At 71.5% G+C, this 14,526-nt stretch carries 12 protein-coding genes and 1 tRNA gene; 5 read left to right on the top strand and 8 right to left on the bottom strand.

All coding sequences use genetic code 11. The annotated features are described in order from the left end of the window. Window positions 1–7: 7 nt before the first annotated feature. Together pruA and K8Z49_RS40580 are read right to left on the bottom strand one after the other, a co-directional pair. Complete coding sequence (gene pruA / locus K8Z49_RS40585) at window positions 8–1,639, bottom strand: L-glutamate gamma-semialdehyde dehydrogenase (protein WP_075022204.1); 1,632 nt, start codon at window positions 1,637–1,639, stop codon at window positions 8–10. Window positions 1,640–1,654: 15 nt separating this feature from the next. Then, a complete protein-coding gene (locus tag K8Z49_RS40580; protein WP_024935772.1) occupies window positions 1,655–2,563 on the bottom strand; it encodes a proline dehydrogenase family protein in 909 nt (302 codons plus the stop codon). Between the two features lie 115 nt (window positions 2,564–2,678). Here K8Z49_RS40580 and K8Z49_RS40575 point away from each other — a divergent pair, with 115 nt between their 5' ends. Beyond that, window positions 2,679–3,770, top strand: coding sequence for a PucR family transcriptional regulator (locus K8Z49_RS40575; RefSeq protein WP_412516692.1), 1,092 nt, complete (start codon window positions 2,679–2,681; stop codon window positions 3,768–3,770). Window positions 3,771–3,793: 23 nt separating this feature from the next. Here K8Z49_RS40575 and K8Z49_RS40570 read toward each other — a convergent pair whose 3' ends face one another. From K8Z49_RS40570 to K8Z49_RS40550, 5 genes are all read right to left on the bottom strand, one after another. After that, the gene (locus tag K8Z49_RS40570) at window positions 3,794–5,287 is read right to left on the bottom strand and encodes an acyl-CoA synthetase (RefSeq protein ID WP_412516691.1); all 1,494 of its coding nucleotides are present in this window, start codon (window positions 5,285–5,287) and stop codon (window positions 3,794–3,796) included. Window positions 5,288–5,687: 400 nt separating this feature from the next. Continuing rightward, window positions 5,688–5,761: transfer RNA gene (locus K8Z49_RS40565), tRNA-Met, on the bottom strand. A 51-nt stretch (window positions 5,762–5,812) separates the two neighbouring features. Then, on the bottom strand, window positions 5,813–6,862 hold the full coding sequence (locus K8Z49_RS40560) for a YlbL family protein (RefSeq protein WP_024935771.1): 1,050 nt from the start codon (window positions 6,860–6,862) through the stop codon (window positions 5,813–5,815). Between the two features lie 27 nt (window positions 6,863–6,889). Continuing rightward, window positions 6,890–7,339: a molybdenum cofactor biosynthesis protein MoaE gene (locus K8Z49_RS40555; protein WP_412516690.1), complete on the bottom strand. Its 450-nt coding sequence runs from the start codon at window positions 7,337–7,339 to the stop codon at window positions 6,890–6,892. A gap of 26 nt (window positions 7,340–7,365) precedes the next feature. Continuing rightward, complete coding sequence (locus K8Z49_RS40550; RefSeq protein WP_024935770.1) at window positions 7,366–7,902, bottom strand: PPA1309 family protein; 537 nt, start codon at window positions 7,900–7,902, stop codon at window positions 7,366–7,368. A gap of 118 nt (window positions 7,903–8,020) precedes the next feature. Between K8Z49_RS40550 and K8Z49_RS40545 the strand changes: the two genes are divergently transcribed. Continuing rightward, entirely contained in the window at window positions 8,021–10,939 is a 2,919-nt protein-coding gene (locus K8Z49_RS40545; RefSeq protein ID WP_075022209.1) for a UPF0182 family protein, read from the top strand. Between the two features lie 29 nt (window positions 10,940–10,968). On the opposite strand, the gene K8Z49_RS40540 is transcribed toward K8Z49_RS40545, so the two are convergent. Next, complete coding sequence (locus tag K8Z49_RS40540; RefSeq protein WP_021593930.1) at window positions 10,969–12,051, bottom strand: NAD-dependent epimerase/dehydratase family protein; 1,083 nt, start codon at window positions 12,049–12,051, stop codon at window positions 10,969–10,971. An 89-nt stretch (window positions 12,052–12,140) separates the two neighbouring features. Between K8Z49_RS40540 and K8Z49_RS40535 the strand changes: the two genes are divergently transcribed. The 3 genes from K8Z49_RS40535 to K8Z49_RS40525 all read left to right on the top strand — a co-directional run bounded on the left by K8Z49_RS40535 (window position 12,141) and on the right by K8Z49_RS40525 (window position 14,514). Continuing rightward, the gene (locus K8Z49_RS40535; RefSeq protein WP_024935769.1) at window positions 12,141–13,556 is read left to right on the top strand and encodes a zinc-dependent metalloprotease; all 1,416 of its coding nucleotides are present in this window, start codon (window positions 12,141–12,143) and stop codon (window positions 13,554–13,556) included. Continuing rightward, the gene (locus K8Z49_RS40530; protein ID WP_412516689.1) at window positions 13,553–13,729 is read left to right on the top strand and encodes a hypothetical protein; all 177 of its coding nucleotides are present in this window, start codon (window positions 13,553–13,555) and stop codon (window positions 13,727–13,729) included. The genes K8Z49_RS40535 and K8Z49_RS40530 overlap by 4 nt, the downstream gene beginning before the upstream one ends. Window positions 13,730–13,962: 233 nt before the next feature. Continuing rightward, window positions 13,963–14,514 carry an NUDIX hydrolase gene (locus K8Z49_RS40525; protein ID WP_052357685.1) on the top strand — a complete coding sequence of 184 codons (552 nt, stop codon included), beginning with the start codon at window positions 13,963–13,965 and terminating at the stop codon, window positions 14,512–14,514. Window positions 14,515–14,526 lie beyond the last annotated feature (12 nt).

The following is a 14,526-nucleotide window of genomic DNA, read 5'->3' as shown; positions in this document are numbered from 1 at the left end:
CGGGCGCCTACCCCATGTGGGGGTACCGGTAGTCGGTCGGCGGGACGAACGTCTCCTTGATCGAGCGCGGCGACGTCCAGCGGAGCAGGTTGAACACCGATCCGGCCTTGTCGTTGGTGCCGGACGCCCGCGCGCCGCCGAACGGCTGCTGCCCGACGACGGCGCCGGTGGGCTTGTCGTTGATGTAGAAGTTGCCGGCCGCGAATCGGAGCGCCTCGGCCGTGCGTGCGGCGGCGGCCCGGTCGGTGGCGATGACGGCGCCGGTCAGCGCGTACGCGGCGACGGACTCCATCTGCGCGAGCATCTCCTCGTACCGGTCGTCCTCGTAGACGTGCACGCCGAGGATGGGCCCGAAGTACTCGTCCCTGAACATCTCGTTCTCGGGGTCGCCGGAGACGAGCACGGTCGGCCGGACGAAGTATCCGACGGAGTCGTCGTAGGTCCCGCCCGCGACGACCTCGACGTCCGGGTCGGCGTGGGCCCGGTCGATCGCCGCCTTGCTCTTGGCGAACGCCCGCTCGTCGATCACGGCACCCATGAAGTTGGACAGGTCGGCGACGTCCCCCATGCTGAGCGCGTCGACCTCGGCAGCCAGTTCCTCCCTCAACCCACCGTCCCAGATGGACCGCGGGACGTAGGCCCGGGACGCGGCGGAGCACTTCTGCCCCTGGTATTCGAACGCGCCCCGCACGAGCGCGGTCTTGAGGACGGCCCGGTCCGCGGACGGGTGCGCGACGACGAAGTCCTTGCCGCCCGTCTCCCCCACGATCCGCGGGTAGCCCCGGAACTTCTCGATGTTGTTCCCGACCGTCTTCCACAGGTGCCGGAACGTCGCGGTGGAGCCCGTGAAGTGGATCCCCGCCAGATCGGGGTGCTGGAGCGCCACGTCCGACACCGCGAGCCCGTCACCGGTCACGAGGTTGATGACGCCGTCCGGCAGCCCGGCCTCCTCCAGCAGCCTCATCAGCAGGACGGCCGAGTAGGTCTGGGTGGGCGACGGCTTCCACACCACCACGTTGCCCATCAGCGCGGGCGCCGTCGGCAGGTTCCCGGCGATCGCGGTGAAGTTGAACGGGGTGATCGCGTAGACGAACCCCTCCAGCGGCCGGTGGTCGGACCGGTTCCAGACGCCGTCGCCGCTGATCGGCTGCTCGGCGAGGATCCGGCGGGCGAAGTGCACGTTGAACCGCCAGAAGTCGACCAGCTCGCACGGGCTGTCGATCTCCGCCTGCTGGACGGTCTTGGACTGCCCGAGCATCGTCGCGGCGAGCAGCGTCTCCCGCCACGGCCCGGCCAGCAGGTCGGCGGCCCGCAGGAAGATCGCGGCCCGGTCGTCGAACGACAGCGCCCGCCAGGCCGGTGCGGCCTGGAGCGCCGCGGCGATGGCGTCCCGCGCGTCGTCCCGCGTGGCGGTGCCGAACGTCCCGAGGACGGACGCGTGCCGGTGCGGCCGCACGACGGCGACCTTGGTCCCGCCGCCGAGCCGCCGCTCGCCCCCGATCGTCATGGGCAGGTCGATCGGCGCCTCGGCGGTCAGCTCGGCAAGCCGGGCCTCCAGCCGGGCCCGCTCGGCGCTGCCGGGCGCATATCCGCGCACCGGCTCGTTCACCGGCGTGGGCACGTTGGTCACGGCGTCCATGAAAGGAAACCCTCCTTAGCGGGAGACGAACGAACGGAGAAAGAAGGCGAGGTTGGCGGGCCGTTCGGCGAGCCGCCGCATGAAGTACCCGTACCAGTCGGCCCCGTACGGGACGTAGACGCGCATCCGGTGGTCCTGGGCCAGCCGCCGCTGCTCGGCGGCCCGGATCCCATAGAGCATCTGGAACTCGTAAGAAGAGGGCGACCTCCCGGCCGCGAGCACCTGGGCGATCTCGATGATCCGCGGGTCGTGGCTCCCGACCATCGGGTATCCGTTCCCCCGCATCAGAACCCGGAGCGCCCGCACGTAAGCGCGGTCGATCTCCCGCCGGCTCTGGAAGGCCACCGAGGAGGGCTCCGCGTAGGCGCCTTTCACGAGCCGCACACGCGAGCCCTCGCCCGCCAGTTCCCGCAGGTCCCCCTCGGTGCGCCGCAGCATCGCCTGGATGGCGACCCCCACCCACGGGAAGTCGCCGCGGAGCTTGCCGAGGATCTCCAGCGTCGAGTCGACGGTCGTGTGGTCCTCCATGTCCAGCGTGACGGTCATGCCGACACGTCCCGCCGCGGCGCAGATCTCCCGCGCGTGGTCGAGAGCGAGATCTCCCGGCAGCGCCTGCCCCAGCGCCGAGAGCTTCACCGACGCGTCCGCGCCCGCCGCGAGCCCCTGCTCCTCGAACGCCGAGAACAGCCGCAGGTAGGCGTCCCGCGTGGCAACGGCCTGGGCGGCCTCCCGGGTGTGCTCCCCCAGATGATCAAGGGTCACGGCGAGACCATCGCCCGAAAGCCCCCGCACCACCTCCAGCGCGGCGCCCAGATCATCGCCCGCGACGAACCGGTCGACGACCCCCCTGGTCAGGGGCACCGAGGTGACGAGATCGCGCATCCGCTCGCTGCGCGCCGCGACCAGAAGCACAGAACCGAGCATGAAGGCCTCCAACGCCGAGGAACACCTCGCACGTTAGGAGCAGCACCCCCAACCCCCTATAGTCAAATGCCACTTTCATCAGCCACCATCTTCATACAAACGTAAGAAGGAACCGATGGCACCCGACCTTCAGGAGATCGTGGAACAGGCGGCCGACCTCCTCCGCGCACCCGCGACCCTGGAGGACCGCGACTTCCACCTGGTCGCCTACGCCGCCCACGGCGACACGATCGACCCCGTCCGGACGGCCTCGATCCTGCACCGCCGCGCCACCGAGGCCGTCCGCGCCCGCTTCGAACGCCACGGCATCGCCCGCGCGACGGGCCCGGTCCGCATCCCGGCCGACACGTCCCTCGGCCAGCTCGGCCGCCTGTGCCTGCCCGCCCGCTGGAACAACGTCACCTACGGCTACCTCTGGCTCCTGGACGACGAGGAGCGCATCACCGGCGACCAGGCGGCGGAGGCCATGCCCCTCTGCGAGCGCGCCGGCCTCCTCATGGCCCGCCAGGTCCGGGAGCGCGACGACCTCGGCTACAAGGTGGCGGACCTGCTCTCCGCCCATGCCGACGTCCGCACCCAGGCGGCCGACGACCTCACCGACGCGAAGGCGGCGGACCCGCCCCTCACGGTGGCCGTCCTGCGAACCCCGAGCCCCGAGCCCCTCAACCCGTGGCTGCTCCCCCACTCGGTCCTGACCACGGTCTGGCAGCGCGACCACGTCCTGCTCATCCCGGCCTCGACGAACACCGCGACCACCCTCACCAGGGCCCGCCGCCTCCTGGAGGAGCGCCACGCCCCCGTCCAGGCGGGCCTGTACTCCCCCTGCCCCACCTTGGACGACGTCAACGAGGGCTGGCTCCGGGCCCGCGTGGCCGCCCGCACCGCCGCCCCGGGCGAGACCCGCGACTGGACGTCCCTAGGCGTCCTCCGCCTCCTCCGAACCGCAGGCGACGAGGCCCTGAGCCAAACCACCCAAACCGAAGGCACAAAACGCCTTCTCCACAACCAGGACCTCACCAAAACGGCCCGCACGTACCTGGACCTAGCAGGCAACGTCCAGCAAACAGCCACAGCCCTGAACATCCACCGCCAAACCCTCTACCACCGCCTACGCCGCATAGAAGCCCTGACGAGCCTCACCCTCACCAACGGCCAAGACCGCCTGACCCTCCACCTGGCCCTAACCCTCTCCCCCCACATCGACTGACCGGAAAGCACCAACGCCATAGATCAGGTCTCGGCAAGCCCCGCATGCCGCGTGCGGAGGTCGCGCTTGAGGATTTTGCCGCTGGGGTTCTTCGGGAGGGAGTCGGCGAGCACGACGTACTTGGGCCGCTTGTACGGCGCCAGCCGCTCGCGCGTGTGCGCGTGGACGTCATCAACGCTCAACAACACACCGGCCTTCGGGACGACCACGGCGGTGACGGCCTCGATCCAGTGCGGGTGGCTGATGCCGAAGACGGCGACCTCGGCCACGCCGTCCAGCTCATAGATAGCCTCTTCGACCTCGCGGCTGGCGACGTTCTCGCCACCGGTCTTGATCATGTCCTTCTTCCGGTCGACCACCGAAAGGTGGCCGTCCTCGGTCATGACGCCGAGGTCGCCGGAATGGAACCATCCGCCGCGGAACGCCTCGGCGGTCTTCTCCTCGTCGCGGTAGTACCCCAGGGCGGCGTGCGGGCTCCGGTGGACGATCTCGCCGACCTGACCCGCCGGAACGGGCTCGCCGGAGTCGTCCACGAGCATGGTCTCGACGTTGATCGCGGCGCGTCCCGCGCTGCCCGCCCGCTCCAGTTGCTCGTGCGGGCGCAGGATCGTCGCGAGCGGCGCCATCTCCGTCTGCCCGTAGAAGTTCCACAGCCGCACGTCCGGCAGGCGCCGCATCATCTCCCGCAGCACCTCGACGGGCATGGGCGAGGCCCCGTAGTACCCCTTCCGCAGGCTCGACAGATCCCGCTTGTCGAAGTCGGGATGCCGCAGCAGCGAGATCCAGACGGTGGGCGGGCAGAAGAGCTTGGTCACCTTCTCCCGCTCGATCGTCTCCAGCAGCACCGCGGGGTCGGGCCCGGGCAGGATGATGCTGGTCGCCCCCAGGTACACGTCGACCGAGAAGAAGCAGTCGAGCTGCGCGCAGTGGTACATCGGCAGGGTGTGCACCTCGATGTCGTCCGGGCTCATCTCCCCGTCGATCACGCAGCTCACGTACTGGCTGATCAGCGACCGGCTCGACAGCATCACGCCCTTGGGCCGCGACTCGGTGCCGGACGTGTACATGAGCCGCAGCGGATCATCGTCCCCGACGAGGACGTCCGGAGCCGCGTCAGCTCCTTCGGACCACCAGGCGTCAACGTCCTCCCACCCCCGAGCAGGTGCCGCCCCCGACAACGAGATCCATCCACGCGCACCACCTTCGATCCCCGCGATGGCCAGCGCCTTCTCCGCTGTCGAGGCGAGCGCGTCCTCCGCGACGATCCCGGACGCTCCGGAGTGCCCGAGGATGTAGGCGATCTCGTCGGCGTTCAGCATGAAGTTCACGGGGACGAGCACCACGCCGAGCCGGGCGGTGGCGAAGGTGAGCACCGCGTACTGCCAGCAGTTGTGGCCGAGCAGCGCGAGCCGGTCCCCTTTCCGCAGCCCCCGCGCCGCCAGCGCGTGCGCGGCCCGGTTCACGGCGACGTCGAACTCGGCGTAGGTGACCCGGAGGTCCCCGCTGACAACGGCCAACCTTCCCCGGATACCGCCGCGCCGTCCGATGCAGCAGATCCCCCACCGAGTGCTGCCGAGCACGCCCGACCGCGTCCGCCATAAAGACCCGCCTTCCCCACAAACCCCCAGGTGAGGGGCCAAGAGGGTTGATCCTAACCACACCCCCGACCTTCGAGACACCCCCGAAAAGGGGGACCCCGACCGGCGAGAGAAGGCGGCGAAGCCCCAAGGGGACAGGGGGCGGGCCCCCGGGGGGACAGGAGGCGAAGCCCCGGGGGGACAGGGGGCGGGGCCCCCGGGGGCGGGCGGGTGGGGGATGGCGGAGGCACAGGGGGCTCCGGGGGATCGTCCCCCGGGCGAAATGCGAAGGGCCCGCGGGGAAGCCGCAAAGCGGCGACCACACGGACCCCAGGACCAGTAGCGGGGGCAGGATTTGAACCTGCGACCTCTGGGTTATGAGCCCAGCGAGCTACCGAACTGCTCCACCCCGCGGTGATGGCTCAAGTCTATGGCATGGGGCGGAGTGGTCGGGACGGGTGCGGGTCATTTGGTGCAGGCGGGGACGGCGCCTTGGCCGGTGTTGAGGGCGTCGATGGCCTTGAGGGTGGTGTCGAGGGTGTCGGCGCGGACGAGGCGGAGGCCGTCGGGGCGGGCGTTCATGGCGTCGGCGCAGTTGTCCTTGGGGGTGAGGAAGACGGTGGCGCCGGCCTGGCGGGCGGCGATCATCTTCTGCTGGATGCCGCCGATGGGGCCGACCTGGCCTTCGGGGGTGATGGTTCCGGTGCCGGCGATGAAGGCGCCGCGGGTGAGGGGGCCTTCGGTGAGTTTGTCGACGATGGCGAGGGAGAACATGAGGCCGGCGGAGGGGCCGCCGATGTCGCCGATGCTGATGTCGATCTTGAAGGGGAACTTGTACTGGTCGGACAGGACGATGCCGACGACGGCGCGCTTGCCGGTGGGGTCGGCGGCGGTCTTGATGGTGGCCTTCTGCTCCGTGCCGGCGCGCTTGTAGGTGACCTGGACGCTGTCGCCGATCTTGTGCTTGGCCATGGCGCCGGTGATCTGGGAGACGCTGGTGACCTTGGCCCCGTCGAGTGCGGTGATCTCGTCGCCGGGTTTGAGGACGCCGTCGGCGGGGCGTCCCTTCTGGACGCCGTCGACGACGGCGCGGGTGGTGACGGGGATGCGGAGCTGGTGGAGGGCGGCGGCCTCGGCGCTCTGCTGGGAGTCCTGCATCGCCTGGGTGTTCTCCTGGTCGACCTGCTTGGGCGACTCGTCCTTGGGGAAGATCGTCTCTTCGGGGACGATGGCGGTGTCGCCGGCGATCCAGCCGCGGAGGGCGGTGAACAGGTCGATGCGGCCGCCGGGGCCGCCGCGGTAGGTGACGGTGGTGAAGTTGAGGTTCCCCTCGACCGGGTAGGTCCGCCGGCCTTCGATCCTGATGAGGGGCTGTCCCTTGTCGTCGGTGCCGAGGGTGTTGCGCGTCGGTCCGGGCATCAGCGCGACGTAGGGGACGCGCATGACGGAGCCGATGACGGCGAGGAGAAGGACGAGCACGCTCGCGACGCTGAGCGTGGTGGCACGACGAGACATGCCGGAAACTCTATGCGGTTCGGGCGCTCAGCAGGCTCCGACCCACTCGTCGCCGCCGTCGGCGAAGGTCTGGTGCTTCCAGATGGGGACGGTCGCCTTGAGGTCGTCGATGAGGCGCCGGCAGGCGGCGAACGCCTCGCCCCGGTGGGGGCAGGACGCGGCGACGACGACGGCGATGTCGCCGATGTCCAGGTCGCCGACGCGGTGGAGGGCGGCGAGCCCGAGGACGGGGAAGTCGGCGGCGACCTTCTCCATGACGGCGCGGAGTTCGCGTTCGACGGTGGGGTGGGCGCTGTAGGAAAGGGCGGTGACGGCGCGGGCGTGGTCGGTGTCGCGGACGGTGCCGACGAACACGGCGGTGCCGCCGGCGCCGGAGGCGCCGACGGCGGCGTAGACCTCGTCGACGGACAGCGGGGTGTCCCGGACGCCGATCAGCTTGATGACGTCTCCGCCGGTCTGCGGGGCGCTGTGGCTCACGTCCCGCAGGCTACCTCCCGGCGGGGCTACTCCTGCGGGTGCGTGCCGGGTTCGTCGGGTTCGAGGGTGGCGGCGAGGGCTTCGGCGAGGGCCGGGACGAGGTCGGGGCCGGTGAGGACCTCGTCGTCGGTGTCGTGGCGGCGGAGCCGGAGGGCGGAGTGCCGGGCGCCGCCGCGCAGGACGCCGACGACCATGCGCACGTCCTCGCGCCCGGGGTGGGACGCGGCGTAGGCGGCGGCCTCGTCCTCGTCCTCGGGGATCTCGTCCTCGGCGCCGGGCGGCAGGACGACGCGTTCCATGACGAGGGCGCAGCCTTCGACGGCGTCGGGCCAGGCGATGGTGGCGAGGGCGTCCTCGACGGTGTCCCGGTCGGGGAGGGCGGGTTGTTCGAGCGCGGCGAGCGTGTCAGCGTCGGGGTGCAGGCCGAGCTGGTCGGCGAGGTCGGGTTCGGCGCGGCGCAGTTCGGTGCTGCGGACGAGGGCGTAGAGGCGGGGGGCGGTGTCCCAGCCCTCCTGAGCCGAATGACGTTCCAGGTCCAGCACGACTTCTTCCAGAAGACTCACGGGCCCATCTTTCCCCCTTCCGGGCGGGAGGAATGCGGGAACCCCCGTGCCAGTCGGTAAGTTGCATCTACAGCACCGGCGGGCGGCCGGTGGGCGAGATCTCGATCGGAGGGGCCTCTTGACCTTCCGGACTCCCGGTTTCGGGCGCCGGCTCGGTTCCGGACGTACCCGGCTCGCGCTGCCGGTTCTGGTGGCGCTTGCCGTGCTGCTGGTCGCTTTCATGGTCCTCACGGCCATGTACACGGATCTGCTCTGGTATCGGTCGATCGGTTTCTCGTCGGTCTACACGACGCAGTTGCAGGCCAAACTCGTCCTCTTCTTCGGCGCCGGGCTGCTGATGACGGTGGTGGTGGGCGCGAACGTGCTGGTCGCGTACCGGCTGCGCCCGGCGTACCGGCCGCTGTCGGTCGAGCAGCAGGGCCTGGAGCGGTACCGGGCCGTGATCGATCCGCGGCGGCGCCTGATCTCGGGCGCGCTCCTCGGCCTGCTCGGGGTGCTGACCGGCTCGTCGGTGGCGGGCCAGTGGCCGGTGTGGCTGGCGTTCCTGAACCGGACGCCGTTCGGCGTGGAGGATCCGCAGTTCCACAAGGACGTGTCGTTCTACGTCTTCACGTACCCGTTCCTGCGCCTCGTCCTCGGGGTGGTCTTCGCGACGGTGATCTTGTCGATCATCGCCGCGGTGATGGTGCACTACCTGTACGGGGGGCTGCGGCTGCAGGGGCCGGGCGACAAGGCGAGCCCGCCCGCGCGGGCGCATCTGTCGGTGCTGTTCGGCGTGTTCATCCTGCTGAAGGCGGTCGCGTACTGGTTCGACCGGTACGGGCTGGTGCATTCCGAGCGGGGCGTGGCGACGGGCGCGGCCTACACCGACGTGAACGCGCTGCTGCCGGCGAAGACGATCCTGTTCGTGATCGCGCTGCTGTGCGCGGCGATGTTCTTCGGCAACCTGCTGCGGCGCGGCATGATGCTGCCCGGGGTCGGGTTCACGCTGCTGGTCCTGTCGGCGATCCTGCTGGGCGGGGTGTACCCGCTGCTGATCGAGCAGTTCCAGGTGAAGCCGGACCAGCTGGCCAAGGAGCGCCGGTACATCGAGCGGAACATCAAGTACACCCGGATGGCCTACGGGGTGGACGGGGCGCGGGTCGTCCCGTACGGGTCGCAGCCGGTGACCGACAAGACGAAGCTGCAGAAGGAGGCCGACAGCCTGGGCGGCGTGCGCGTCCTCGACCCGAACGTCGTGGGCGAGACGTTCCAGCAGCTGCAGCGGATCCGCCCGTTCTACCGGTTCCCCGACACGCTGGACGTGGACCGCTACCAGGTGGACGGCAAGCCGGTCGACACGGTGGTGGCGCTGCGCGAGCTGTCCGGTGCTCCGGCGGGGCAGCGCAGCTGGGTGAAGGACCACATGGTCTACACGCACGGCTACGGGTTCGTGTCCGCCTTCGGGGACCGGTTCGCGTCCCGGGAGCCGAGCTTCATCACGCGGGACATGCCCGCGTCCCCGAACCAGGGGATCAGGGTGGCGCAGCCGGAGATCTACTTCGGGGAGCGGTCGCCGCGGTACTCGGTGGTCGGCGGGCGCGGACAGCAGGAGCTGAACTACCCGGACAACAGCCAGTCGGGGCAGCAGAGCAACACCTATGACGGGCAGGGCGGCGTCCCCATCGACTCGTTCATGCACAAGCTGCTGTACTCGGCGAAGTTCGGGGACAAGAACCTGCTGCTGTCGGGGGCGATCAACAAGAACGCCAAGATCCTCTACGACCGGTCGCCGCGGGAGATGGTGCAGAAGGCCGCGCCGTGGCTGACGCTGGACGGCGACCCGTACCCGGCGGTGGTGAACGGCCGCATCCTGTGGATCGTGGACGGCTACACGACGTCCAACAGCTACCCGTACTCGGAGGAGATGAGCCTCGGCGAGGCCACCCGCGACACGATCACCGACACGCGGTCGGCGGTGGCGCGGCAGGCCGACGACCACATCAACTACCTGCGGAACTCGGTGAAGGCCACGGTGGACGCCTACGACGGCACCGTCCACCTGTACCAGTGGGACGAGAACGACCCGATCACCAAGACGTGGATGAAGGTGTTCGACGGGACGGTGCAGCCGCGCTCGTCGATCCCGCCGGAGCTGGAGTCGCACTTCCGCTACCCGCAGGACCAGTTCAAGGTGCAGCGGAAGATCCTCACGAAGTACCACGTGACGGACCCGTCGGCGTTCTACAACGGCGAGGGCTTCTGGGAGGTCCCGCAGGACCCGAGCGCCAAGGGCAAGCGGCAGCCGCCCTACTACCAGAGCCTCCGGATGCCGGGCCAGGACGCCGCGGCGTTCTCGCTGACGACGGTGTTCAACCCGCGGGGCAACCCCCAGCTGGCGGCCTTCATGGCGGTCGGGTCGACGCCGGGGAGCGACTACGGGCAGATCGAGATCCTGCAGATGCCGCGGAACGCGCAGCCGGCGGGCCCGGGGCAGGTGCAGAACTCGTTCGAGACGGACTCGAAGGTGAAGAACGACCTGTTCTACCTGAGACAGGGCGGGACGAAGACCGTCCCGGGCAACCTGCTGACGATCCCCTTCGGGGGGAGCCTGCTGTACGTCGAGCCGATGTACACGAAGGCGGCGGGCGGTTCCGAGCAGCAGCCGTACCCGATCCTCGGCAAGATCCTGGTGCGCTACGGGGAGAGCATCGCCGCGGCCGACACGCTGGAGGACGCGCTGAAGCAGGTCCTCGGCGGGGCGAGCGCGGCGCCGGCCAACCCGACGGCGCCGCCGTCCGGGCAGCAGCTGAGCGCGGAGGCGCAGAAGGCGATCGGCGATCTGCAGAAGGCCGTGACGGACTACGAGAACGCCCAGAAGAAGGGCGACTATCCCGGCATGGGCGACGCCTGGAAGCGGATCAAGGAGGCGCAGGCGGCGCTGGCGGCCGCGGGCAAGGCCGCGCCCAGCCCGTCGCCGAGCCCGTCCGGTTCGCCGTCCCCGTCGGGTTCGCCGTCCCCGTCAGGTTCGCCGAGCGCGACGCCGCCGTCGGACTGAGCGGGCAGGCCGGGCCCGACCGGCCCGGCCTACCGGCGGCGCTTGCGGGCGCGCCGGATCGCGGCGGCGGCGCCGATCGCGGCGACGGTCGCGCCCGCGGCGGTCGCCATGGTGGCCTCCTTGCCGCCGACGCGGCGCCCGACGACGGCGTGCCGTCCGGCGGTCTCCTCCATCACGGCGCGGAGCGCGGCGGCGTTGTCGTACATCGGCTTCCAGCCGGCGGCCCGCAGCCGCGCGCAGTCCACGGCCCACGGGTAGGCGACATAGTGCAGGTCGGTGGCGGGGGCGGGGGTCATGCCGAGCCGGTGCAGCCGCTGCGCCATCCCGAACGTCAGCGCCGCGGGCAGCTCGATGGGCCGTTTGCCGGTGATCTCGCCGACCTCCTCGGGGCCGAGCCAGCCCTCGCAACCGACCGCGACCGGCCCGGTCACCTCGCCGGTGACGACGACGTCGAGGGCGGACGCGAGGTCCTCGACGTGGCAGAACTGCCAGCCGGGCGTGCTGCCCTTGACCGACAGCAGCCGGGGCGACTCGAAGTGCCGGGTGATGACGGTGTCGACGCCGGGCCCGGCGAGCGCGGCGGGGCGCACGACGGTGACGTCCAGCCCCGGGTGGGTGAGCGGCGCGGCGGCGGCCAGCTCCTCGATCTCCAGGTGGTCGCCGGCGATGGAGGTGCTGGCCTCGGCGAGCAGCGGCGCGTCCTCGTCGAGCGGCACCTCGTTTGCGGGACCCGCCCCGTACACCATCGCGGAGGTCACGAGCACGACCCGGCGGACGCGGGCGGCGGCCGCGGCGGTGACGACGGTCTGCGCGCCGCGGACGTTGTGGGTGCGGCGCTCCTTGGGGTCCACGTCCGGAGAGTGCTCGATGTCGAGGTTGACGATCACGTCCACGTCGGAGAGCCGTCCCGACAGCAGCGGGTCGCGGATGTCGACGACACGCCATGTGACTCCGGGCACGTCGCCGCGGTGCCCGTCGATGGCGACGACCTTGCGGATCTCTTCCCGTTCGGCGAGCCGGGCGGCCAGCAGCCGCCCCGCGCCGGTGGCCGCGCCGGTGACGGCGACGACCGGGCCCTTGCTACGCCGAGGGCGAACCTTGCCCGTTGCCACGGAGGTGCCCCCTTCCTTGTGTACGCGACCTTGCCGGGACCGGCTAACGTTGCGGATATGAGCCCATCATGCATCCCAGGGGCAAACCGATGAGTGACACTCCGTTCGGCTTCAACCGTCCCGGCAACGGTGACGACGACGACCGGCCCCAGGATCCATTCAAGGGCATGGGCGGCGACATGGCGCAGTTCGCCGACATGCTGCACCGGTTCGCCGACATGATCGGCGCGCAGGGTGCGGGCGGCGCGGGTGGCGGCCCCCTGAACTGGGATCTGGCCAAGAACATCGCCCGGCACTCGGTGGTGGAGCAGGGCGACCCCTCGGTGGTGGACACCGAGCGCCGCCAGGTCGAGGAGGCGCTGCGCCTGGCCGAGCTGTGGCTGGACGAGCGCACGACGCTGCCGGCCGGCATCCGGACGCCGCAGGCGTGGAGCCGGTCGGAGTGGATCGAGCAGACGCTGCCGGTGTGGGCGAAGGTGTGCGACCCGATCGCGTCCCGCATGGTCGAGTCGATGGGCGGCGCGCTCGGCGGCGGCGAGATCCCCGCCGACGTGCAGGCGATGGCGGGCCCGCTGATCGGGATGGTCAAGCAGATGGCCGGGGCGATGGTCGGCGGCCAGGCCGGGCAGGCGCTCGGCGCGCTGGCCCGCGAGGTGACCGGCTCCGCCGACGTGGGGCTGCCGCTCGCGCCGGACGGCGTCGGCGCGCTGCTGCCCGCCGGCGTCGAGGCGTTCGGCGAGGGGCTGGAGGTCTCCGGCGACGAGGTGCGGCTGTACCTGGCGCTGCGCGAGGCGGCGCACCAGCGGCTGTTCGCCCACGTCCCGTGGCTGCGCTCGCACCTGCTGGGCGCGGTCGAGGAGTACGCGCGGGGCATCACCGTCGACCTGTCGGGCATCGAGCAGGCCGTCCAGGGGCTCGACCTCAGCAACCCGGAGGCGATCCAGGAGGCGCTCGGCGGCGAGATCCAGCTGCAGCCGGAGGAGACGCCGCGGCAGAAGGCGGCGCTGGCGCGCCTGGAGACCACGCTCGCGCTGGTCGAGGGCTGGGTCGACACGGTCGTGAACGAGGCCGCGGAGGGCCGGCTGCCCGGATCGGTGAAGCTGGCGGAGGCGGTGCGGCGGCGCCGCGCGACCGGCGGCCCGGCGGAGCGGACGTTCGCGACGCTGGTCGGCCTGGAGTTGCGGCCGCGCCGGCTGCGGGAGGCGGCGGCGCTGTGGCGGTCGCTGACCGAGGCGCGCGGCACCCAGGGCCGGGACGCGGTCTGGGACCATCCCGACCTGCTCCCGACGGCGTCCGACCTCGACGATCCCGAGGGGTTCGTCCACGGGCACGACGAGATCGAGGGCCTGTCGGACCTCGACCTGTCCAAGCTGACCAAGGAGCCGGGCGACGACGCGAAGCCCGCTGACGACGCCGAGCCGGCTGACGACGCGAAGCCTGACGACGGCGCCAAGCCCGACGACGACGCCGGGGGCCCGGACGGCGACGGCGGGCCGCGCGCATGAGCAGGTCCCGTCCGTCGCACGTGAACGGCTGCCGGTACGAGCCGGGCTCGTCCACGAACGTGATCAGGCGGCGGATCACGCGCGCGAGCCTGTGCTGGCAGCGGCCGATCGACCAGGAGCGCCGCCGCCGCCGTCCCGACAACTCCCGCTACCCGCGTATCGGCCGCGCATGAGGCGCGTGTCGCGGAGGGGCCGCAAGCGATCGGACGCGCGGCCGCCGGACCCGCAGCCTCCGGCCTCCGGGCTGCCCGGCGCCGGTTCGCCGGCCGCGGGCCCCGTCCGCCGCACTCCGGACGCGGAGCCGCCCGCGGCGGCGCCCGGTGCCCGGCGGCAACCGGGCGAGCCGTCCGCGGAGCCCGACGCGGGCGCCGTGCTCCGGTCGCCGGACGCGTCCGGCTCGTGGTCGCTGACGCCGGGGTTCCTGTACAGGGACGCCGTGCGGGTGCTGTCGTCCTGGGAGGCGCCGGACGACCCGCAGGAGCGGCTGCGGCTCCGGTTCCTGCGCCACCTGGAGGAGCATCCCGCGGACGGCCTGTGGCGCGAGTGCGCGGACGGGCACATCACGGCCAGCACCGCCGTCCTCGACGCGTCCCGCACCCGGGTGCTGCTGACCCTGCACTCGAAGGTCAGGGCGTGGCTCCAGCTCGGCGGGCACTGCGAGCCCGGCGACCTGTCGCTCGCGGGCGCGGCGCTGCGGGAGGCCACCGAGGAGTCCGGCATCCCGGGCCTGCGGCTCCTGCCCGAGCCCGTCCAGCTGGACCGGCACGAGGTGCGCTGCCATCCGCAGGGCACCTGGCACCTGGACGTCCAGTACGTCGCGGTCGCCCCGCCCGGGGCCCGGCACGCGCTGTCGGACGAGTCGGACGATCTTCGCTGGTTCCCGGTGGACGAGCTGCCCGAGTCCGCCGACGAGGCCGTCCGGCGGCTGGTGGCGAGAGCGGTGCCGCAGAGCGGCTGAGGCGTTCGCCCC

This window comes from Actinomadura madurae, assembly GCF_047130825.1.
Classification (GTDB): domain Bacteria; phylum Actinomycetota; class Actinomycetes; order Streptosporangiales; family Streptosporangiaceae; genus Spirillospora; species Spirillospora madurae.
Note: the sequence above shows the minus strand (reverse complement) of the source record. Positions and strands in the feature narration are given on the sequence as shown.

What these genes read in the sequence shown, in the direction of transcription:
- pruA (WP_075022204.1), bottom strand. Translation starts at nt 1,639, where the DNA reads ATGGACGCCGTGACCAACGTGCCCACGCCGGTGAACGAGCCGGTGCGC.
- K8Z49_RS40580 (WP_024935772.1), bottom strand. Translation starts at nt 2,563, where the DNA reads ATGCTCGGTTCTGTGCTTCTGGTCGCGGCGCGCAGCGAGCGGATGCGC.
- K8Z49_RS40575 (WP_412516692.1), top strand. Translation starts at nt 2,679, where the DNA reads ATGGCACCCGACCTTCAGGAGATCGTGGAACAGGCGGCCGACCTCCTC.
- K8Z49_RS40560 (WP_024935771.1), bottom strand. Translation starts at nt 6,862, where the DNA reads ATGTCTCGTCGTGCCACCACGCTCAGCGTCGCGAGCGTGCTCGTCCTT.
- K8Z49_RS40535 (WP_024935769.1), top strand. Translation starts at nt 12,141, where the DNA reads ATGAGTGACACTCCGTTCGGCTTCAACCGTCCCGGCAACGGTGACGAC.
- K8Z49_RS40530 (WP_412516689.1), top strand. Translation starts at nt 13,553, where the DNA reads ATGAGCAGGTCCCGTCCGTCGCACGTGAACGGCTGCCGGTACGAGCCG.